We start from the raw sequence: 19,998 nt of genomic DNA on the forward strand, positions 1-19,998 counted from the left end.
CTTAGATGAAATCGGATGTCGTCTGGTTCTGGAGTGCTATACGACCACTCCTCAGGGATTGCGAGTTCCAGTTCGCGAAATGCGCGTTTCCAAATCGACCTAAAATTGTCATTTGTCGTGCAATTTATGCGAACTGAGAGTAGTATGGATGATCCGTTGTGTCGGGTCACGACCTCCGAAAGTACATTTACTAGCGAAGTTTTTCCAACGCCGCGCTCGCCATAGAGTACGGCGTGTTGCCCAGGGGTGCCGATAATAGAAATGACTTGCATGATTTCATCGGCGCGTCCGGCAAATAGGGAGGCTGAACTCACGGGCGCAGCTGGAGTAAAAGTCTGGGAGATCTTGACGAGCTGATCAAACTTATATGTGCTCTCGGTCACATATTCATGGTAGTCGCGGTGCAGAGGGTGTTGTTAACCGGGCTCAAAAGTGTGAATGACTCAGGTTTGTCCTCGCCGGACGGGCAGGTCTCCGGGATGGTGGGGAGGGCGGGACGCTGCGGTTCGTTCGGAGCCTGGTGCCATCCCGTCGACCTCCACAAGGGCTATCACGTCGTCGCCAGGGGGCAAGCTTGGGCGGTAACGTGGACTTTGGCAGGGGATGTTGCCCCCTGGCGACGACGTGATCGGGCTGCGCCAGGTCGACGGGATGGCACAGAGGCCCCTCTCTTGTTGAGGCAAGATCAACGCCACACCTTTGCCCCACAATATGACGGCAGAGAACCCCGGACGACGGTCTGTGATGGACGGTCGGGGAAGTGGTTGCCGCTGTTGGCGGTAGGTGCCGGAAGTCGTTGGTAGACAACGGGAAAGCGGACCTAGAATCCGTCAGGTCGTGGGTTCGAACCCCACCTGCCCCACCACTCTACCAGCGAGAACGAGCCTTTCAAGATCCTTTGAAGATCATTTGTCCTTGGGGTTCCACGGTGATGCCCGAGTGGTCATGGCCCGTCTCGGATCGGCGTGTTCTCGGGCAGGGGTATTTATCTCGGAGACGGTAGAAGCCGGTGAGGGGTCGGTCGTCACGTTCTCGTCGGATCGGCTGCTCTGGCCGCCCGTTCTACTTCCGCGCACCGGTTCTCCCAGAAGGTCGCGTCGCGGCCCTGACGAGCCGTGCCTTCTCCGTACCTGTTGGCGTCGCTGTCCAGTTGTTCGCGCAGGATGTCGGCGTGTCCGGCGTGTCGGCTGGTCTCCGTGAGGACGTGGACCAGGACGTTGAACAGCATCACGTCGGGTCGTGGCCACCACGGCACGTGGCCGGGTGGGTCGAGGGAGAGTGCGGCGATGGTGGCGTCGGAGTGTTCCCGGGTTCGGCGGTAGCGGCTGGTGATCTGCTCGCGTGTCTCGTGTTCGGTCGCCCACAGGTCGGTGCCGCGCTGTTCGAGGTCGTCCCACCGGGGGACGGGTTCGGGGGACGGTCGTTCGAAGACCTCGCCGAAGTACCGCGATTCCGTTGTCGACAGGTGCTTGATCAGGCCGAGCGGGGTGGTTCCGGTTGAGGTCAGGGGGCGGCGGACGTCGTACTCGGACAGTCCGTCGAGCTTCTGGAGCACGACCTCGCGGATCTCCCGCGGGTCGCTGTGCAGGTAGTCCTTCGCGAAGTCGTCGATCACGGGGGAGGAGTCCGCACCACCGACTGCGCCCTGGCCACCGCGGCGCTGGACCCAGGGGCAGAAAAGTGCGGAGCGGGCAAGTAGCCGATCGGAGCTTGTTCCTGATTCTGCTTGGTGCTATGGGAGATTCCTTCGCCCGTGCTCGGCGTTGATCCGGTCATGTCACGAAAAGCGTGACAGCCGACGGTCCACTCTGGTTATGCTCGACGTGATCTCCGCGAAACCGCGCGGAGGCCTGGAAGCGCTGGGGGAGAAGATGAGGAAGATGGTGGCCACCGCGACGGTGGCCGGAGCGGTCTTTGCCAGTGTGCTGGCCGGAGCCGGTACGGCGAGCGCGGCGCAGGTGAACAAGCGCTGCGAACCGTCGCCGTCGCGGAGTTGCAGCATGGCATCGGGGTTCTTCTCCGGGGGGACCATCTACGTCGACATCGACGCGTGGCTCTCGCCGGGCGCTCCCGGCACGTACTTCACGTGGACCCTCGGTAGTTGCAGTGGCGGTGCCTACGCCAGCGACCCGGGGAAGACCTGGGTCTGCACGCTGCCTGCCAGCTACTACACGCTGACGGCGACGGCCAGCTTCAACGCGCCCGTGTGGGAGCTCGGTCTTCGCTGGTAGGGCGCCCGTGCGGGCAACGCGAAGGGCTGGTCGGCTGGGTGCCGGAGGGCCGCGGGCGGGGCGAGGGCGTGGTGGACCACGTCAGGCCCGGCCTCGGGCGTGAACCGGTGCGCCATCCGTCGCGCGTCAGTCCTCTGTGGACTGGCGCGCGACGGGGCGGGCGTGGTGCCCGCGCAACCGGTCGAACGCCTTGGGGGTGCTGACGGTGGGCAGGCGGGTCGCGATGTCCTGGGCGCAGGCGGCCGGGGTGCGGGTCGTGGTGTCGACCTCGATGTCGTTGTCGCCGTGGGAGAAGACGCGGGTTTGTGACGCCGCCAAGCCGTGGGGGCGGTCACCTCGTCGTCGTTCCCGGCGGGCCAGTTCCTCCGGGGAGCAGTGGACGTCCACCAGGGTGACGTCGACGCCGTCCAGGACGTCCAGGAGGTCTGCCAGGCGCCACGGTTCGGTGAGCGGGTAGTCCATGACCACGTCGTTGCCGGTCGACGCGAGGGCGGCGACGACGCGGTGGTAGCCCCGGCGGGTCCTTCGCAGCATTTCCGAGGTTTCCACCTCGTCCAACGTGCGGGTGTGGACCGTGGAGCGCATGCCGCTCACGGCGTCCACCGGTACCAGGAACCACGGGTCCGGGAGCAGGGGCAGCAGGGCTTTGCCGATGCTGGACTTGCCCGAGCTGGACGGGCCGTTCAGCAGGACCACGCGTCCTCGTGTCACGGTTCGACCGTACGGTCTCCGCAGGGGGCTCCCCGCGGAGACCGTGGTGGTCAGCCCTTCAGGAGCAGCGCCACGGACTCGCGCAGCGGCGTGGTGGGGTGGCCCGCGAGGGTGCTCAGGTCGTGGGAGTCGTCGGCCAGCTCGCCCTCCGCGATGCCGCGGTCGGCGTCCACCAGGATCCCGGCGAAGCCCTCGGGGACGCCCGCGCCCACCAGGATCCGCAGGTGCTGGTCGGCCGGGACGTCCTGGTAGCTGACGGGCTTGCCCGTGGCGGTCGCGAGTTCCGCCGCGAAGTCGGTGTAGCTCCACGCCTCGTCGGCCGCCAGTTCGTACGCCTTGCCCTCGTGGCCCTCGGTGGTGAGGGCGGCCACGGCGGCGTCGGCGTAGTCGGCGCGCGGGGCGGCCCCCAGTGCGCCGGTGCCCGCGCTGCCCGCGAACGAGCCGGTCTCCAGCGCCTGGGCGACCGTCGCGGCGTAGTTCTCGGTGTACCAACCGTTCCTGAGGAACGTGAAGGGGATGCCCGAGTCGCGGATGACCTGCTCGGTGGCCTTGTGCTCGGCGGCCAGGAGCAGCTTGGTGGTGTCCGCCCTGAGGATGCTGGTGTAGAGGAGGTGGCTCACGCCTGCCGCCTTCGCGGCCTCGACGACGGCGGTGTGCTGGGCCACGCGCCTGCCCACCTCGGAGCCCGAGATGAGCAGCACCTTGTCGGCGCCCGCGAACGCCTGGACCAGGCTGGAGGGGTCGGAGTAGTCGGCCTTCCTGACCTGCACGCCGCGCGCGGCCAGGTCGGCGGCCTTCTCGGGGCTGCGGACGGCGGCGACGATCTCTGACGCCGGGACCTTCCGCAGGAGGCCTTCGACGACCAGTGTGCCCAGGTGGCCGGTCGCGCCGGTGACAACGATCATGGTGCTGCTCCCTCGTGGCTGGGTCGTGCTTACTTGAAGACTGCACTAACTTCTGGAAAGTGCAAACCACAAGTGAGTGCCATCACCGTGGTTAGTGCTGTCTACGAGGTACCGTGAAACCATGAGCGAAGCGCCGGGTCGGGTGGACGACGAGCACGCACGGCTGGTGTTCGACGTGTTCGCCCAGGCGTGCACCTCGCGGGTGACGCTGGAGCACGTGACCGGCCGGTGGGGGATCCTGGCGATGGCCGCGCTGCGGGACGGCACCCTGCGCTTCAACGCGCTGCGCCGCCGGGTCGCGGGCGTGAGCGAGAAGATGCTCTCGCAGACCCTGCAAGCCCTCGAACGGGACGGGTTCGTGGTGCGCGAGGCCCAGCCGACGATCCCGCCGAAGGTCGAGTACAGCCTGTCGCCGAGCGGTGAGAAGACCGCCGAGCTGCTGATGGGGCTGATCGACTTCGTCGAGGCGCAGATGCCCGAGGTGATGGCGGCCAACGCCAGGTACGACGAGGCGAAGGGGCGTTAGGGCCGTCTCTTCGCGCGGACCCGCTGCGCCTTGCGCGCCACCTGGAACGTGCGGGTGATCGACCTGCGCCAGGCCGGGTGGGTCTTGACGAGGGTGCTGACGGCGCCGCGGCGCGCGACCCAGCGCAGGTCCGGTGTGATCATCGTCGTCAGGTCCACCAGGGCGGTCGCCGAACCCTCGTCCCACCGCGCGTGCAGCGCCAGGTCGGCCAGGCACGACAGGGCGGCGGGGCCGAAGTCCGGGTCGGCCAGCACCCGGTTGGCCAACGTCCTGACCTGCCGCGGGTAGGCCTCGGCGAACTCGCGGGAGTCGAGGTCGGACGGCAGGATCCCGGTGATCCACATCCCCAGGCTGAGCGACACGGTGCGCAGGCCGTTGCGGCGGTTCCGCCCGTCGGTCCACGACACGACCTCGTCCAGCACGTGCTCGCGGTGCGTCCGGTCGCCGAGCATGGCCAGCACCCCGGCGACCACGGCGTTCTGCGGCGAGCGGCGGTCGGTGCGGCCGATCTTGGCCAGCTGCGCCAACGCCTTCCTCGTGTCGCGGCGGCCGAAGGGGGAGCCGTAGACGACGGCCGCCGTCCACTGCCGGTTCGGCGAACCGCGCTCCGCCCACTCCTCCAGCGTGTCGAGGACCAGGGGGAGCAGGTCGTGGTCGTCGGCGAGGTGCTCCAGCATCGACGCCGCCAGCACCCGGTGCGCGACCCGCGGCCGGGAGGCCAGGCGGTCCACCATGGTGAGCGGCTCGTGCGCGGGCACGTCGGCGACGATCGCGCACAGCGTCCGCCGGGTCGCGTCCGCGAAGCGCCGCAGCATCTCCGGTGCGCACATCCACTCGCTCAGGACCTCGCGGGCGGACGGGAACTCGCGCCACACGTGCCGGAACACCGCCGCGGCCCAGTCCTGCCGCTCGAAGCGGACCGTCTCCTCCGTCAGACCCGCGTGCCGGGGGTGGTCGCGGACCGTGGACACCGCGTGGATCTCCGTGAGCAGTGCCTCCTTCGACGTGGCGAAGACGCGGCGGGGCCTGAACTTCCCCTCCTCCGGGAGTTCGGCGCGGCGGATCCGCTCGTCCAGGTCGACGCCGAACCCCATCACCTCCTCGAACGGCTGGTTCTCCAGCAGCGCGACCGCGACCGCCTTCGGGACCTCGATGCCGTTGCGGGTGCCGAACCACTGGGCGACGGCGTTGCCGACGTCCTCCTTCAGCTCGGCGAGGGCGCTCGCCACGTCGAGTTCGCCGCGGGCGACCCGCAGCGCGAGCACCGCCGCCCGCACCGCCTTCTCGGGCGGGTCCTCGTCGGTCAACGCGTCGGCGAACTCCGACTTGAGCAGGGTCGAGGGCTGTTCGGACGCGTCGGGTCGGCGGTACCGGATGGTGGCGAGCGCGACCTCCACCGCGGACGGCGGCGTCAGCCTCACGGCCACGTCCTGCGCGCCGCCCAGCACCTGCGCCCGGTTGTCCAGGACGACCACCACCCAGCACCCCGTCGCCCTGGCGCGCGCCGCGAGCCCGCCGAACTCCCAGTCGGCGAACGGGCTGCCGCCCGAGCCGCTCAGGTCCCAGAGGTAGCCCTCGCCCCGTTTCAGGTCCGACCCGCCGACGGAGCGCGGCGTGCGGTCGGGGTTCATCTCGATCACCGCGTCGCACCCGGAGTCGACCAGCAGCCGCCGGGCGGTGAACGACCGCCCGGTGCCCCGTCCCCACAGGACGACGACGTGGTGCTCGTGCAGCAGCCTGCGCGCGGCGTTCATCTCCAGCGGCGGGACGAACTGCCCGCGCACCTCGTCGACCTCCTCCGCGGTCGCGCGGCGCAGCATCAGCTCCGGGACCGACCACCCGCCGCTCGCGATGATGACGTTCCCGGCGACCATGCCCGCCTGGAGCCCGTACTGGTTGCCGTTGGTCGTGTTCGACCGGTCGAGTTCGGGGATGTAGCGCAGTTCGTCGGGTGCCAGGGCCGACTTGTCCTCGACCGCCCCGGTGCTCGGCTGCTCGGTCATCGCTGGGTCCCGAAGGTGATGCCGCCGTACACGTCCCCGGCCTGGATGCCGGACATGGTGCCGTTGACCTGGTTGACCACGCCGCCGCGGCCGGTGGGCCGGGGCTCGGGGCGCGCGGGCCCGGTGGCGGTGCGCGGGTCGAAGCCCGGTATCCGGACCCAGGCCGTGTCGGCGTACTCCTTGTCCCGCACGGACAACGGGCTGAACTCGCCCTGCCGGACGACCCTGGTGTGGTCGCCGCCGAACGCCGTGCGCCACGCGTGGTCCGAGACGATCAGGGCCGTGCTGGCGCCGTCGGGCCCCTGTTCCCCGAGGCAGCGCTCGAACAGCTCCTTGAACGCCGACGCGTCCAGCAGCCTGCCGAGCGTGACCTTCGCGGCGTAGAAGCCGGGTTCGTCGCCGACCGGGCCGACCTCGACCGCGATCCGCAGCCGGACCTCGGGCTTGTTGCGGCGGTTCCAGTCCGCCAGCAGGTTCTCCAGGCTGTGCGCCACGTCGAACAGCGCGCCCAGCCGTCCGCTCGGCAGGGTCAGCAGGGCACCGTCACCGGTCGACTCCCGCGCCAGCACCTCCTCCCGCTCGATGCCCCGCTCGGCCAGCGCCCGTTCCAGCGCCGCGTCCAGGGTCCGTCGAACGGCGTCGAGGTGGTAGCCGGGATTGCGCGCCGACCCGACGACGTCCACACCGAACAACGCCCTGTGTTGGGGAACCAGTTCCACCGAATGCCTCCTCGCAGATCGTCAAGGGGCAGATTCTGGAGGTGGTCCGCGGGGTGTTCTCCCGGAAATCCGGGACTACGGGCGATCCTTCCCGCGCCGCCGCTCCGCGAGCCACCGCTCGAACTCGTCGGGCCTGGTGATCAGGTAGCCGAGTCGCCGGGTCTGCACGAGGCCGGTCCCGCGCATCGTCGCGAGGCCTTCCTCGACGCGCTGGTCGGACGCGGCGACGGCCTGGGCGATGTCCCGCTGGCTCGGGCCGCGCACGAGCAGGCCCGCCGCCGTCCGCGTCCCGACGGACCGGGCCCACCGCAGCATCGTCGAGCCCGCCCTGGTCACCACGTCGTGGGCCTGGTCGAGGCGGCAGGCGTCGGCGTTGCGCCGCCGGTCGGCGCAGGTCCGGTCGACGAGGCGGCGGACCGCGGCGTCCTCGGCGACGAGCCCGAGGAACGTCCGCGCGGCGACGTGCACCGCCCGGCCGTCGAGCAGCGCCAGCACGTGCGCGCTGCGCGGCTGCTCGTCGAGCACGGCGCACTCGCCGAGGAGCGTGTCGTCACCGAGCACGTTGACCACGCTCTCGACCCCGTCCGCGCACGAGAGCACGACCTTCACCAGGCCGGCCTCGACCAGGAGCACCTCGTCGCCCGTCTCGCCCGCCCTGATCAGGCGGTCGCCCCGGCCGAACGGCACCGAGCGGCCCGCGGCTCGCAGGACGGCGCACCCCCTGGCTGCCGACCCGTGGCTCACGGGTTCATGCTGCCGGACTCCGGGGCCGCGCAGAGCAGGCGGGCGAGGGTTCACCCCATCAGCCGACAGCGGTTCCCGAGGTCGGGTGTGGCCGACACCACTCCGCTCTGATGGGACCGCTGAAACCGTTTGTTCGCTGCGGTGGGTTCCGCCGGGTCTGGTCTCATCCCCGAAGATCGGGTCCTTCGGGGTTCCGAAAATGGTCTGAACCCTTGACTGGTCTATACCACCTGCGGTTCACTGTGTCACCGGTCACAGGAATCGCGTCGGACGAGTCGGCTCGTTCGACCTGTTCGGCGCGCCTGCGAACCGGCCTTGCCGTCAATTTGTGCGGCCCTGCAACCGCACGGAGGAGTGATCAAGTGTCGAGGCTTCGCATCATCGCCGCGTTCCTCGCGGTGGCTTGCGCGACGGTGCTGGCGGTCGTCCTGCCGACCTCCGCAACGGCCGCCAGTTGTGCGACCGCGTGGAACTCCGGGTCGGTCTACACGAACGGCATGACCGCCTCCTACAACAACCGCAACTGGCTGGCCCAGTGGTGGACCCAGAACCAGGCGCCGGGCACCGACGGCGTGTGGGCCGACCAGGGCGCCTGCGGTGGTGGTGGCAGCACCCCCACCTGCGACTACCCGAACTGGGTCGCCGGTCGGAACTACGTCACGGGCAACATCGTGAAGTACACCGACGGCAAGTTCTACATCGCCGAGCACGACAACCCCGGCTACGACCCGCTGATCAGCACCTGGTTCTGGGAGCCCTTCACCTGCGGTGGTGGAACCACTCCGCCGCCGCAGCCGGGTGGCTTCGTCGTCTCGGAGGCCCAGTTCAACCAGATGTTCCCCAACCGGAACTCCTTCTACACCTACAGCGGTCTGACGGCGGCGCTCAGCGCGTACCCCGGCTTCGCGAACAGCGGCAGCGACACGGTGAAGAAGCAGGAGGCGGCGGCGTTCCTGGCCAACGTCAACCACGAGACCGGCGGTCTGGTCCACATCGTGGAGCAGAACCAGGCGAACTACCCGCACTACTGCGACACCGGCCAGCCGTACGGCTGCCCGGCGGGTCAGGCGGCGTACTACGGTCGCGGTCCGATCCAGCTGAGCTGGAACTTCAACTACAAGGCCGCCGGTGACGCTCTCGGCATCAACCTGCTCGGTGACCCGTGGCAGGTCGAGCGCAACGCGTCCATCGCCTGGAAGACCGGCCTCTGGTACTGGAACACCCAGACCGGCCCCGGCACCATGACCCCGCACAACGCGATGGTCAACGGCAACGGGTTCGGCGAGACGATCCGCAGCATCAACGGCAGCCTGGAGTGCGGCGGGCGCAACCCCGCCCAGGTCCAGAGCCGCGTGGACGCCTACAACCGGTTCGTCGGGATCCTCGGCACGAGTGCGGGCAACAACCTGTACTGCTGATCCGACCAGCCCGTGGAACGGGGTGCGGCCGATCCGGTCGCACCCCGTTCCGCTGTGCGGAGTCGCGCCGCCGCGCCGTCAGTTGGCCAGCGCGGGCTGATCGGCCGGGATGTCCAGCACCGTCCAGAGCACCACCCGGTCGGAGCTGACCCTGGTCTCGCCCATGCGGAAGTCGCACACCGCGATCGACGCGACGTCGTGCCGCAGCGTCAGCCGCTCGCGGGTCGCGAGCTTGGTGGAGGTGCGGACGCCGATGGACAGCTCGTGCTCCCGGCGGCGCAGCACCAGCGAGGCGGACGTGTCGTCGTCGGTGTGGCTGACCATCTCGGCGGCGACCTGGGGCGCGACCTCCAGCAGCGACGACACGCCCCAGCGGCGGCACGCCCGTTCGGTGATCTCCTCGGCCACGTGCGGCCTGCACCGGCAGCCGGGCAGCGGTGCGGTCGTCTGGTCGCCGTGCCGCAGCACCGCCACGGCGGCCAGCGCCTCGTCGGTCGTGCGGAACCTCGGCATGTGCCGGGGCAGGCCCCTGGCGTCCAGCGGCTCCGCGACGGCGGGGTTGTCGACGACCATCATCAGCGGCGTGCCCGGCCAGCGGGCCGCGGACGTCCAGGCGACGTCGAACGCGACGAGCAGCACGGGGCAGCGCACGTCCAGCGCGTCGACCTCCACGACCACGCCGAGCGGTTCCTGGCCCGCGTGGTCGAGCAACTGGTCCTGGACGCGCAGGTAGGTCGACCAGTCGAGCCTGCCCGCCACCGTCACCACCAGCACGCCGTCGCGGTGCCGGGTGGTGATGCTCAGCTCGTCTTCCACTCCCATCACAGCAGGGTCCGGTGTGCGCACGTCCCCCGACCAGGGGGTAATTACCCGTGTTCCCCAGGCCTACCGGAACACCGGATTGACCGGCTGCCGACCCGAACCTATGGTGCCGGCGTGGGAGCTTTCGTCGGGTCCGGCCAGGTCGGCAACCTCCCCGCCAGCACCACCGTTCTCGTCGGCCGCAAGCACGAGTCGGCCGAGGTCAAGAAGCTGGTGGCGAAGGCGAGGCTGGTGACACTGACCGGCGTCGGCGGGGTCGGGAAGACGAGGCTCGCGCTGCACGTCGCGGCTGACCTGCGCCGCGCGTTCACCGACGGCGTCTGGTTCGTCGAACTCGCCCACGTCACCGACGCCGACCTGCTCGTGGACACGGTGGTCGAGGCCCTCGGCGCGCACGACGACACCGGCCGGGACCAGTCGTCCGTGCTGGTGGGGCACCTGCGTGACCGGCAGGCGCTCGTCGTCCTCGACGGCTGCGAACACCTGCTGGACGTCGTCGCCGACCTGGCGGGCGCGCTGCTGCGCACGGCGCCCGGCCTCCGCCTGCTGGTGACGAGCCGGGAGCGGCTGGACGTCGAGGGCGAGCACCTGTGGCGGGTGGCGCCGCTCGCGCTGCCGGACCCCCAGCGCCCCGAGCGCGGCCGGACCTACCCGGCGCTCGAGCTGTTCGCCGACCGCGCCGCCGCCGTGGTCCCCGGCTTCGCGCTGAACCCCGACGACGAGCCGCTGGTGGCCGAGGTCTGCCACCTGCTCGGCGGCATCCCGCTGGCCATCGAGCTGGCCGCCGTCCGGGTGCGGCTGCTGTCGCTGGAGCAGCTGCGCGACGGGCTGCACGACACCTACCGGGTGCTCGCCGCCGGTCGGCGCGGCGGGCTGCCCCGCCACCAGACGCTGAGCGCCGCCGTCGAGTGGAGCTACGCGCTGTGCACCGAGCAGGAGCAGAGCCTGTGGCGGCGGGTGTCGGTGTTCGCCGGGAGCTTCGGCCTCGAAGCCGCCGAGGACGTGTGCGGCGGTGACCTGGAGGTGCTCGGCGGCCTCGTCGACAAGTCCGTGCTGATCGCCGACCAGGGCGTCGACGGGGTCCGGTTCCGGCTGCTGGAACCCCTCCGCCAGTTCGGCCGCGACCGGCTGCGGGCCGTGGACGAGGAGGAGGCGCTGCGCCGCAGGCACCGCGACCACTTCGTCGCGCTCGCCGAACGCGGTGAGCGCGACTGGTTCGGCCCCACCCAGGCCGACGTGCAGAGCAGGACGCGGCTCGACCACGCCAACCTGCGGGTCGCGCTGGACCACTGCCTCGGCTCGCCCGACGGGTACGAGGCCGGGCTGCACCTGGTCGGCACGCTCTGGTTCTACTGGGTCGGGTGCGGTGCCCTCGGTGAGGGCCGCCGGTGCGTCGACCGGGTGCTGGCGCTCGACACCGGCCCCGGCCAGACCCGCGCGAAGGTGCTGTGGGTGGGCGGGTACCTCGCGACCGTGCGGGGTGAGCTGGACGTGGCCGTCGAGCTGCTGGAGGAGTGCCGCGAGTACGCGCGCGCCGCCGGTGACGAGCCCGCGCTCGCCTACGCCACGCACCGGCTGGCCTGCACGAAGCTGGTCGGCGACGACCTCGACCGGGCGGGCGGGCTGTTCGAGGAGGCGTGGGCCCGCTACGGGCGGCTGGGGCTGCTGGACAGCAACGTGCTGCTGGCGCGGGTCGAACTCGGCATCGTGGCGGTGTTCCAGGGCGACTTCGAGCGCGCGGGCGAGCTGTGCGAGCAGGCCCGTGCGCTGGGGGAGCGGAACGGCGAGCGGTGGGCCACCGCGTACGCGACGTGGGTGCTGTCCATGTGCACGTTCACCAGGGGCGACCTGGGCCGGTCCGAGGAACTGGCGCGCGAGTGCCTGCGGGTGAAGCGGACGTTCAACGACCTGCTCGGGCTGGTGCTGGCGATCGAGGTGCTGGCGTGGAACGCCGCGGAGCGGGGCGCGGCGGAGCGGGCGGCGACGCTGCTCGGCGCCGCGCACCAGATCTGGCAGTCGGTCGGGTACCCGCTGTTCGGGTCCTGCCACTTCGGGGCGCCGCACGGGGCGTGCGAGCGGGCCGCCATCGACGTGCTGGGCGACCGGGCGTTCGGCCGGGCGCTGCGGCGCGGGATGGCGTTCGGGCTCGGGGAAGCGGTGGCGTACGCGTTGGAGGAGCCCGTCGTGGCGGTGGTGGAGGAGCTGCCCACACCGCTGACCCGCCGGGAGCAGGAGGTCGCGGACCTGATCGCGGGCGGGTTGTCCAACAAGGACATCGCGGTCCGGCTGGTGATCGCCCGCCGGACCGCGGAGGGCCACGTCGAGCGCATCCTCCAGAAGCTGGGGTTCAGCTCGCGGACGCAGATCGCCACGTGGATCGCGGAGCGGTCCAGGGTGGTGGGGTGAGGGGGAGCGCGGGTGCCCTCCCCCTCCGCGCGGCGGCTAGCCGTGCGCCTGCGCTCCCGCCGGGGCGGGTGCCGGGTCCCGCCGCGGGGTCCTCGGCGGGCGGCGCCTGCCCGTGCGCTCGATCCACCACTCGGCGATGAGCAGGTTGACCACCCAGCTCAGCCACACCGTCGAGGTGAACGCGGGCATCATCAGCGCGTCAGCCTCGGCCTGGGTGGTGGTCAGCAGCGGCACGACCACGCCGATCATGAGCGCGCTCCACAGGCGGTTGACCACGATCGACATGCCCAGCGCGAAGCTGCGGATCATCCACCTGCGGTGCTCCTCGAAGCGCCGCTGCCGTGCCGTGCGGAAGCCCGCGACGGTGGTCGCGAACCACATCAGCGACAGCAGCAGGTTGCCGGTGGAGCCCACGAAACCCGTGTGGCCGTAGACGGCCACCGGAACGGCCAGAACGGAGGCGGGCAGGGCTCCCGCGAAGACGTAGGTGCGGCCGAGCGCGCGGTGGACCGACGGGTACCGGGAGCGGAACCAGGGCCAGACCTGGAAGCAGCTCGTCAGCAGGGCCACCGAGCCGAAGACGATGTGCAGCACCAGGGTCGGGTAGTGCAGCGGCGCGTCCTCCCGGACGGGCAGCCTGGACTGCGCCGGGTCCAGGGTCAGGTAGCGCGGGACGGAGAAGGCCAGGAAGGCCACGGTCACGAACAGCAGCGGTGCGATCCACGGGCGGCGCCAGAGCGCCACGGTGTCGGTCATCGGAACTCCCCCTCGATTTGAGGACAGCCTGGCCGCTCGGCGTCGTCGGCTCTTCGGTCGAACCGACTGAAGTCGGCACTAGGGTCGTGGGGTGGTGCACGGGCGTCGGGCCGAACGAGAGGCGGTTGCCGCGCTGCTGGCGGGTGCGTCGGCCGGGCGCGGCGGCGTGCTGGTGCTGCGCGGCGAGGCGGGGATCGGGAAGAGCACGGTGCTGCGCGACGCGGTGGCCCGCGCGGACGGTCTGCTGGTGCTGAGCTGCGCGGGCGTGGAGTCGGAGGTGGCGCAGGCGTTCAGCGGGCTGCACCAGCTGCTGCGGCCGGTGCTGCGGCACGTCGACGGGCTGCCCCCGGCGCAGGCCGCGGCGTTGCGCGGGGCACTGGGGATCGCGGACGGGACCGCGTCCGAGTTCGTCGTGTCGGCCGCGCTGGTCGACCTGGTCGCCGCCGTGGCCGCCGAGAGCCCGCTGCTGCTCGTCGTGGACGACCTCCAGTGGCTCGACCGGGCGTCCGCCGGAGCGCTGCTGTTCGCGTGCCGCAGGGTGGCCGCCGAACCCGTCGCGGTGCTGCTCGCGGTGCGGGACTCCACGGTGGACACCTCGGACCTGCCCGAGGTGGTGCTGCCGGGACTGGGCAGGTCCGACGCCGTGCGGCTGCTGGCGGAGCGCGGTCGGGAGTGGCCCGGCGACGCCGTGCTGGCGGCCACCGGCGGGAACCCGTTGGCGCTGCTGGAACTCGCGGAGCACGGCGACCTGGGGCAGGTGGTCGCGGACTTCGCGCTCACGGGGACCGTGCCGGTGGGGTCGCGGGTGCGCACGGCGTTCCTGCGCCGGGTGTCGGCGCTGCCCCCGTCGGCGCGGTCGCTGCTGCTGGTCGCCGCGGCCGAGGACACCGGGCGGCTGGACACCGTGCTGGGCGCGGCGCGGCGGCTCGGCGTGCCCGACGACGCGCTCGGTACCGCCGAGGACTCCGGGCTGCTCGCGGTCGTGGGCACCGAGCTGCGGTTCCGCCACCCGCTGGTGCGGTCCGCCGTGTACGCCGACGCGACGTTCCACCGCCGTCGGGCCGCGCACCTGGCCGTCGCGGACGAGCTGGGCGCGGGGTCCGACCGGGCTACCTGGCACCGGGCCGTTGCCGCCACCGGGCCGGACGAACGGCTGGCCGAGGCCGTGGAACGCGGCGCGGACGAGGCTCGCCGCCGCGGCGGGGAAGCCGCGGCGGTGGCGGTGCTGCGCCGGGCCGCGCGGTTGAGCGGGACGGCCGACGGGCGACGGCGCAGGCTGGTGACGGCGGCGTTCGTCGCGCTGGACTCCGGGCAGCCGGACGTCGCCAGGGCCCTGGCGGGCGAGGTGATGGCGGAACCCGTTCCCGCCGTCACGCTGGCGCAGCTCAACGGCACCGTCGAGCTGTACAGCGGTGATCCCGCGGTGGCCTTCGGGCACCTCATGAGGTGCGGTGAGCTGCTCGCCCGCACCGACCCCGAGGAAGCGGCGTGGACGTTCACGCTGGCGTCGTCCGCCGCGTTCCTCGGCGGCGACATGCTCGGCGCGAGGACGGCCACCGAGCGGATCCTCGACCTCGACTGCTCGCCCGCCACGCGCCGGGCCGCACGGGCCCTCTCCGACGGCGTGATCACGTCGCAGGAGCTGTGGGAACTGCCGGGTGACCTGGCCGAGCACCAGCAGGACGGCGGCGGGCGCACGTGGATGTGGGCCACGGCCATCGCCTGGCTCGGCTCCGACCAGCGCGAGGCCCTCAGGCTCGCCGAGGCCGCCGGGCACCGGCTGCGGGCCGTGGGCGCGACGGGGGCGATCTCCGAACTGCTGTACTACCGGGCCGACATCGCCTACCGGCTGGGGCTGTGGACCGAGGGGATCGCGCACGCCGAGGAGGGCGTCCGGTTCTCCCGCGAGGCAGGGCAGCGCGGGTGGACCGCGAACCTGCTCGCCGTGCTCGCGCGGTTCGCCGCCGCGCGCGGTGACGCCCCGGCGTGCCAGGAGCACGCCGACCGCGCGCTCGCCATCGCCGTGCCGCTGCGGCAGCACGCCGCGGCCGGGATGGCACGGGCGGCGCTCGGCCTGCTCGCGCTGTCCGAGGGCGACGACGCCGGGGCGTTCGCCAGACTGGCCGAACTGGACGTCCAGCCGCTGATGACGTTCGGCGCCCTGACCGACGTCGTCGAGGCCGCCGTGCGCGTCGGCGAGCGGGACCTGGCGCTGCGGCACGTGGAGTGGTTCGAGAAGTGGGCCGGTGACCGGGTCTGGACGCGGGAGCGGCTGCACCACTGCCGCGCGCTGCTCTCCGACGACCCCGAACCGCACCACCTGGCCGCACTGTCCACTGAGGATGGTCGCGACCGGCCGTTCGTCCGCGGCCGGACCCACCTGCTGTACGGGGAGTGGCTGCGGCGCGAGCGGCGCGGCGTCGACGCGCGGGTCCACCTGCGGGCCGCCGCCGAGCTGTTCGGCGGTCTCGGCGCCACGGCGTGGGCCCGACGGGCCGAGGGGGAGCTGCGCGCCGCAGGTGGAGCCGTCCAGCACGACGCCGGATCCCTGACGCCGCAGGAGTTGCGGGTCGTCCGCCTCGCCGCCGTCGGCTACAGCAACCGCGAGATCGGCCTGCGGCTGCACCTGAGCCCGCGCACGGTCGGCTCGCACCTCTACCGCGTGTTCCCGAAGCTCGGCGTGACCTCCCGCGGCCAGCTGCGGACCCTCGACCTCGACGCTCCGTGACCGGCGTTCGGGTGTTCTTCAGGTATCGATCCGACCAGATGTATCCCCAACGCAACCTGGACGGCGTAGTCTCGGTGGGTACCGACCAGCACCTTTACCGGTGTGGGGCGGGCGCCAAACCGGAATCGCGTCATTCCCCCGCGGCGATTCCGGAACCGGATGAGGAGCACCTTTGATCACGGAACGACGAATCGGACCTGTGCGTGAGCGCGACCGGTTGGCCGAGGCACGCGCCGACGAGAAGATCCAGACGGTGATCCAGAACGGCAAGGCCGCCCGAACGGTGGCCGATCACGCTGACAACGCCGACGACTGCCAGCGACTGCTGGAAATGCTCGGCTTGGAAGCCATGGAAGGCAAGCGTTCTTAGTGCTGTGACCAGTCCCTGCCGGGCGTTTCCGGGCCCAGCGGGTCGATCGCCGCACCGCCCCCACACCTCCCGTACCACCAGTACGGGGCGTGGGGGCGGCACAGCGATGGACCCTGCCGGACGCCGGAACCACCCGCCAGGGGTCAGCGGCCGCAGCACCGGCAGGTAGAGGAGCTGGCGGGCCCGCTCCTCGGGACCGGGCCCACTAGATCCAGCCTTCCTCCCACGCCAGGCGTGCCGCTTCGTGCCTGGTGCTCACGTTCAGCTTCGTCATGGCCGAGGACAGGTAGTTCCGCACCGTCCCGGCGGCCAGGTTCGACTCCCGCGCGATGCCCGCGACCGGACCGCCGCGCAGCGCGTGGCGCAACACCTCCAGTTCGCGCGCGGTGAGCGGGCAGGCACCCTCCGTCAACGCCGCCGCCGCGATGTCGGAGTCCACGTACCGGCTCCCGCCCCGCACGTCCCGCAGGATCGACGCCAGCCGGGACGCGGGCGTGGTCTTCGGGACGAACCCGCGCACCCCCGCGGCCAGCGCGCGCTTCAGCACGCCCGGCCGCGCGTGCCGGGTGACGAGGACGACCACCAGGTCCGGGACGTCCCGCACGGCCTCCGCCGCGAGCACGCCGTCACGGCCCGGCATCTCCAGGTCGAACACCGCGATGTCCGGCCGGTGCGCGCGCACCGCCTCCACCGCCGCGTTGCCGTCGCTGACCTGCGCGACGACCGTGATGTCGTCCTCCAGTTCGAGCAGCGCGGCCAGCGCGCCGCGGATCAGGTCCTCGTCGTCGGCCAGCACGACCCGGATCACGCGGTCACCTCGGCGCGCCCGGAGAGCTCGAACCCGTCCGGCTTCGTCGGGCCCGCGTCGACCCGCCCGCCCGCCGCCGCGAACCGCTCGCGCAGACCGGCCAGTCCCGACCCCTCCCGCTCCTCCGGGACCTCCGCCACGCCGTCGTTCTGGAGCCGCACGCGCACCTCCCGCCCCCGCACCGAGATCACCACCGTGCACCGCTCGGCCTTGCTGTGCCGCAGCACGTTCGTCGTCCCCTCGCGGACGAGCGCGCCGAACAGCTGCTGGAACTGCTCCGGCACCTGGTCCGCGTCACCGACCACCGTGGTCGTGATGCCCACCGCCTCCAGGATGCCGACCGCGTTCGTGATCTCCGTGACCAGGGTCGCCCGCCGGTAGCCCTGCACGACCTCGCGGGTCTCCGCCAGCGCCGTCCGCGCGAGTTCCGCGATCTCGGCCGCGAGCTTGCGGGCGGTGTCGTCGTCCCGGCCGATCAGCCGCTCGGTCAGCTCACCCTTGAGCGCGATGGCCTGGAGGTTGTGGCCCTGGATGTCGTGCAGGTCGGCCGCGAACCGCAACCGCTCCTCCGCCACGGCCAGCGCCCGCGCGGTGCCGCGGGCCCGGTCCAACTCCTGGACCAGCCGCCAGAACCACAGGGACGTCAGGTCGATGAACACCAGCATGCTCACCAGCAGGACCGTGCCGACGACGTCCGAGGCCTGGAAGTCGTCGCTGGACCACGCCCCCACCGCGAGGCTCACGGCGGTGCCCGCGACCACGATCGGGATCCGGGCGGACCTGGGCGAGACGAGCACCACGTGCGCGATCACCGCGCCCGGCAGCAGCAGCCAGAACCCGCTGGTCGGCGAGGCCGCCCCCACCGCCCACGCCGCCTCCGCCAGCACGAACGTCGCCAGGTGCCCCAGCCACGGGTGGGCGTCCGACTCCTCGCGCATGGCCAGCCGCAGGTACCGGACGTGCTGGACGACGACCACGACCGCCGCGAGGGCCAGCCCGATCGTCACCGGGACGGAGCGCGTGCTCGACACGAGGTCCACCAGCGTCCCCAGGGCGATCACGACGGGTCCCGTGCCCACCGAGAACCAGGTGTACTGACGCAGGCGGTTCACCGGGTTGCTCACGGACCGAACCTACGGACCCCGCCCGTCCGCGTCTGCTGACATTTGTCACCAGAACCGGTGTTCTCCGGCACTACGCCCGCGCGGGACGCCCGACCACCATTGTGGACATGACGAATCCGGTGATCCAGGTCGAGGGGCTGCGCTGCTCCTACGGCGACTTCGAAGCCGTGCGCGGGGTCGACTTCGACGTCGCCCAGGGGGAGCTGTTCGGGCTGCTGGGCACGAACGGCGCGGGCAAGACGACCACGATGGAAGCCGTGGAGGGGCTGCGGAAGGCGACCTCGGGCACCGTGCGGGTGCTCGGCTCCGACCCGCTGGCCGACCGGCGGGCGATCCGGCCCCGGATCGGGATCATGTTGCAGGACAGCGGTTTTCCCGGTGACCTGACGGTCGCGGAGATGGTCGGGTTCTGGCGGTCCACCAGCAGCCGCACGTCGGACGCCGCCTCGGCCATCGAGGCGCTGGACCTCGGGCACCGCCGGGACGTGCGGATCAAGCAGCTCTCCGGCGGCGAACGGCGCAGGCTCGACCTGCTGCTCGCCACGCTCGGCAAGCCGGAGGTGCTGTTCCTCGACGAGCCCACGACCGGGCTCGACCCCGAGTCGCGGCTGCACGTCTGGGAGGTCGTGCGCGGACTGCTGGCCGAGGGCACGACGGTCGTGCTGACCACGCACTACCTGGAGGAGGCCGAGTCGCTGGCCGAGCGGATCGCGATCATGCACGCGGGCCGGATCGCCGTGGCGGGCCGGGTGTCGGACGTGCTGGCGCGGCAGCCCGCGCGCATCGGCTTCGACGTGCCCGCCGGGTTCGACGTGGGCGTGCTGCCGATGCTGTACGGCGACGTCGTGCACGAGCCGTCCGGCCGGGTCGAGGTGCGCACCGGTGAACTCCAGCGCGACCTCGGGGAACTGCTCGACTGGGCGCGCGGCGACGGCCGCGTCCTGACCGGCCTGCGGGCCAACCACGCCTCGCTCGAAGACGTGTTCCACGCCGTCCGGACCGACGAGAAGGTGACGTCCCGATGATCCTCGCACTGAGCCGCACCGAGCTGACCCTGTTGCTGCGCAACAAGACCGCCGCCTCGCTCGCGCTGGCGATGCCACTGCTCCTCGGCGCGCTGCTGCTGGTGAACGACACGTCCGACTGGACGCTCACCATCACCCTGCAACTGGTGATGATGCTCGGCTTCACGGTCTACACGACCGTCACGACCTCGCTCGTCGCCCGCCGCCAGGACCTCTACCTCAAGCGCCTGCGCACCGGTGAGGCCTCCGACCGGGTGGTGGTCCTCGGGCTGCTCGTGCCCGCCACGGCGCTCGGCCTGGCCCAGGCCGTGGTGCTGCTGGGGATCAGCAGGGCCGCGGGCGCGCCGCTGCCGGACCGCCCGCTGCTGCTCGTGCTCGCGGTCGTCGGAGGCGCGGCGATGTGCTGCGCGGCGGGCGTCGTCACCAGCGGCATCACCTCGACCCCGGAACTCGCGCAGATCACCACCGCCCCGTTCTTCTTCGCCCTGTTCGGCGGCGCGCTGTGGACGTGGGCGTCCGACACCGTCGACCACCGGATGCTGCTGGTGCCCGGCGGGCAGATCGCCGAGCTGGTCAAGGCCGCCCTGGGCGGGGCGACGGACAACGTGGTGCCCGCCACGGCCTCCCTGGCCGCGTGGACCGCGATCGGGGCGGCCCTGGCCGTCCGCCACTTCCGCTGGGAACCCAGGACCTAGCGCGGTG

19 protein-coding genes and 1 tRNA gene are annotated in these 19,998 nt (G+C 71.7%); 9 read left to right on the forward strand and 11 right to left on the reverse strand.

Translation table 11 applies throughout. The annotated features are described in order from the left end of the window. The coding region (locus AC156L_RS26860) for an ATP-binding protein (protein ID WP_484407358.1) at window positions 1–383 on the reverse strand (383 nt) is incomplete at its 3' end. Window positions 384–754: 371 nt separating this feature from the next. On the opposite strand from AC156L_RS26860, the gene AC156L_RS26865 reads away from it, so the two are divergent. After that, window positions 755–865, forward strand: a tRNA-Ser gene (locus tag AC156L_RS26865). 159 nt (window positions 866–1,024) lie between these two features. Here AC156L_RS26865 and AC156L_RS26870 read toward each other — a convergent pair. After that, window positions 1,025–1,615 carry a DinB family protein gene (locus tag AC156L_RS26870; RefSeq protein WP_484407359.1) on the reverse strand — a complete coding sequence of 197 codons (591 nt, stop codon included), beginning with the start codon at window positions 1,613–1,615 and terminating at the stop codon, window positions 1,025–1,027. Between the two features lie 199 nt (window positions 1,616–1,814). On the opposite strand from AC156L_RS26870, the gene AC156L_RS26875 reads away from it, so the two are divergent. Continuing rightward, window positions 1,815–2,231, forward strand: coding sequence for a hypothetical protein (locus tag AC156L_RS26875; RefSeq protein ID WP_330876224.1), 417 nt, complete (start codon window positions 1,815–1,817; stop codon window positions 2,229–2,231). 126 nt (window positions 2,232–2,357) lie between these two features. On the opposite strand, the gene AC156L_RS26880 is transcribed toward AC156L_RS26875, so the two are convergent. Then, window positions 2,358–2,942, reverse strand: coding sequence for a phosphotransferase-like protein (locus AC156L_RS26880; protein ID WP_330876223.1), 585 nt, complete (start codon window positions 2,940–2,942; stop codon window positions 2,358–2,360). Window positions 2,943–2,992: 50 nt separating this feature from the next. Next, the gene (locus tag AC156L_RS26885; protein ID WP_330876222.1) at window positions 2,993–3,847 is read right to left on the reverse strand and encodes an SDR family oxidoreductase; all 855 of its coding nucleotides are present in this window, start codon (window positions 3,845–3,847) and stop codon (window positions 2,993–2,995) included. 121 nt (window positions 3,848–3,968) lie between these two features. On the opposite strand from AC156L_RS26885, the gene AC156L_RS26890 reads away from it, so the two are divergent. Continuing rightward, complete coding sequence (locus tag AC156L_RS26890) at window positions 3,969–4,373, forward strand: winged helix-turn-helix transcriptional regulator (RefSeq protein ID WP_330876221.1); 405 nt, start codon at window positions 3,969–3,971, stop codon at window positions 4,371–4,373. Here AC156L_RS26890 and AC156L_RS26895 read toward each other — a convergent pair. The 3 genes from AC156L_RS26895 to AC156L_RS26905 form a co-directional block, all read right to left on the reverse strand. Continuing rightward, the gene (locus AC156L_RS26895; RefSeq protein WP_330876220.1) at window positions 4,370–6,376 is read right to left on the reverse strand and encodes a hypothetical protein; all 2,007 of its coding nucleotides are present in this window, start codon (window positions 6,374–6,376) and stop codon (window positions 4,370–4,372) included. The two genes, AC156L_RS26890 and AC156L_RS26895, sit on opposite strands and share 4 nt — an antisense overlap. Then, window positions 6,373–7,095: a hypothetical protein gene (locus AC156L_RS26900; RefSeq protein WP_330876219.1), complete on the reverse strand. Its 723-nt coding sequence runs from the start codon at window positions 7,093–7,095 to the stop codon at window positions 6,373–6,375. The genes AC156L_RS26895 and AC156L_RS26900 overlap by 4 nt, the downstream gene beginning before the upstream one ends. Window positions 7,096–7,170: 75 nt before the next feature. Further along, window positions 7,171–7,839, reverse strand: a complete 669-nt coding sequence (locus tag AC156L_RS26905; protein ID WP_330876218.1) for a Crp/Fnr family transcriptional regulator — start codon at window positions 7,837–7,839, stop codon at window positions 7,171–7,173. Window positions 7,840–8,201: 362 nt separating this feature from the next. On the opposite strand from AC156L_RS26905, the gene AC156L_RS26910 reads away from it, so the two are divergent. Further along, window positions 8,202–9,257 carry a glycoside hydrolase family 19 protein gene (locus AC156L_RS26910; RefSeq protein WP_330876217.1) on the forward strand — a complete coding sequence of 352 codons (1,056 nt, stop codon included), beginning with the start codon at window positions 8,202–8,204 and terminating at the stop codon, window positions 9,255–9,257. A gap of 78 nt (window positions 9,258–9,335) precedes the next feature. Here the strand turns inward: AC156L_RS26910 and AC156L_RS26915 are convergent, their stop codons facing one another. Continuing rightward, the gene (locus tag AC156L_RS26915) at window positions 9,336–10,079 is read right to left on the reverse strand and encodes an STAS domain-containing protein (RefSeq protein WP_330876216.1); all 744 of its coding nucleotides are present in this window, start codon (window positions 10,077–10,079) and stop codon (window positions 9,336–9,338) included. A gap of 114 nt (window positions 10,080–10,193) precedes the next feature. Between AC156L_RS26915 and AC156L_RS26920 the strand changes: the two genes are divergently transcribed. Beyond that, entirely contained in the window at window positions 10,194–12,485 is a 2,292-nt protein-coding gene (locus tag AC156L_RS26920; protein ID WP_330876215.1) for an ATP-binding protein, read from the forward strand. 36 nt (window positions 12,486–12,521) lie between these two features. Here the strand turns inward: AC156L_RS26920 and AC156L_RS26925 are convergent, their stop codons facing one another. Next, entirely contained in the window at window positions 12,522–13,241 is a 720-nt protein-coding gene (locus AC156L_RS26925) for a DUF2306 domain-containing protein (protein ID WP_330876214.1), read from the reverse strand. Window positions 13,242–13,332: 91 nt separating this feature from the next. Between AC156L_RS26925 and AC156L_RS26930 the strand changes: the two genes are divergently transcribed. Together AC156L_RS26930 and AC156L_RS26935 are read left to right on the forward strand one after the other, a co-directional pair. Beyond that, entirely contained in the window at window positions 13,333–15,969 is a 2,637-nt protein-coding gene (locus AC156L_RS26930; protein ID WP_330876213.1) for an ATP-binding protein, read from the forward strand. A gap of 172 nt (window positions 15,970–16,141) precedes the next feature. Continuing rightward, window positions 16,142–16,339 (forward strand): hypothetical protein, encoded by a 198-nt coding sequence (locus AC156L_RS26935; protein ID WP_259621905.1) that lies wholly within the window; start codon window positions 16,142–16,144, stop codon window positions 16,337–16,339. A gap of 205 nt (window positions 16,340–16,544) precedes the next feature. Here the strand turns inward: AC156L_RS26935 and AC156L_RS26940 are convergent, their stop codons facing one another. Together AC156L_RS26940 and AC156L_RS26945 are read right to left on the reverse strand one after the other, a co-directional pair. Beyond that, window positions 16,545–17,147: a response regulator transcription factor gene (locus AC156L_RS26940; RefSeq protein ID WP_330876212.1), complete on the reverse strand. Its 603-nt coding sequence runs from the start codon at window positions 17,145–17,147 to the stop codon at window positions 16,545–16,547. After that, on the reverse strand, window positions 17,144–18,271 hold the full coding sequence (locus AC156L_RS26945) for a sensor histidine kinase (protein WP_330876211.1): 1,128 nt from the start codon (window positions 18,269–18,271) through the stop codon (window positions 17,144–17,146). Before AC156L_RS26945 ends, AC156L_RS26940 begins: the two co-directional genes overlap by 4 nt. A gap of 107 nt (window positions 18,272–18,378) precedes the next feature. Between AC156L_RS26945 and AC156L_RS26950 the strand changes: the two genes are divergently transcribed. Both AC156L_RS26950 and AC156L_RS26955 read left to right on the forward strand, forming a co-directional pair. Further along, complete coding sequence (locus AC156L_RS26950) at window positions 18,379–19,296, forward strand: ABC transporter ATP-binding protein (RefSeq protein ID WP_330876210.1); 918 nt, start codon at window positions 18,379–18,381, stop codon at window positions 19,294–19,296. Then, the gene (locus AC156L_RS26955; RefSeq protein WP_330876209.1) at window positions 19,293–19,991 is read left to right on the forward strand and encodes an ABC transporter permease; all 699 of its coding nucleotides are present in this window, start codon (window positions 19,293–19,295) and stop codon (window positions 19,989–19,991) included. The genes AC156L_RS26950 and AC156L_RS26955 overlap by 4 nt, the downstream gene beginning before the upstream one ends. Window positions 19,992–19,998: the final 7 nt, after the last annotated feature.

This window comes from Umezawaea sp., from assembly GCF_057122925.1.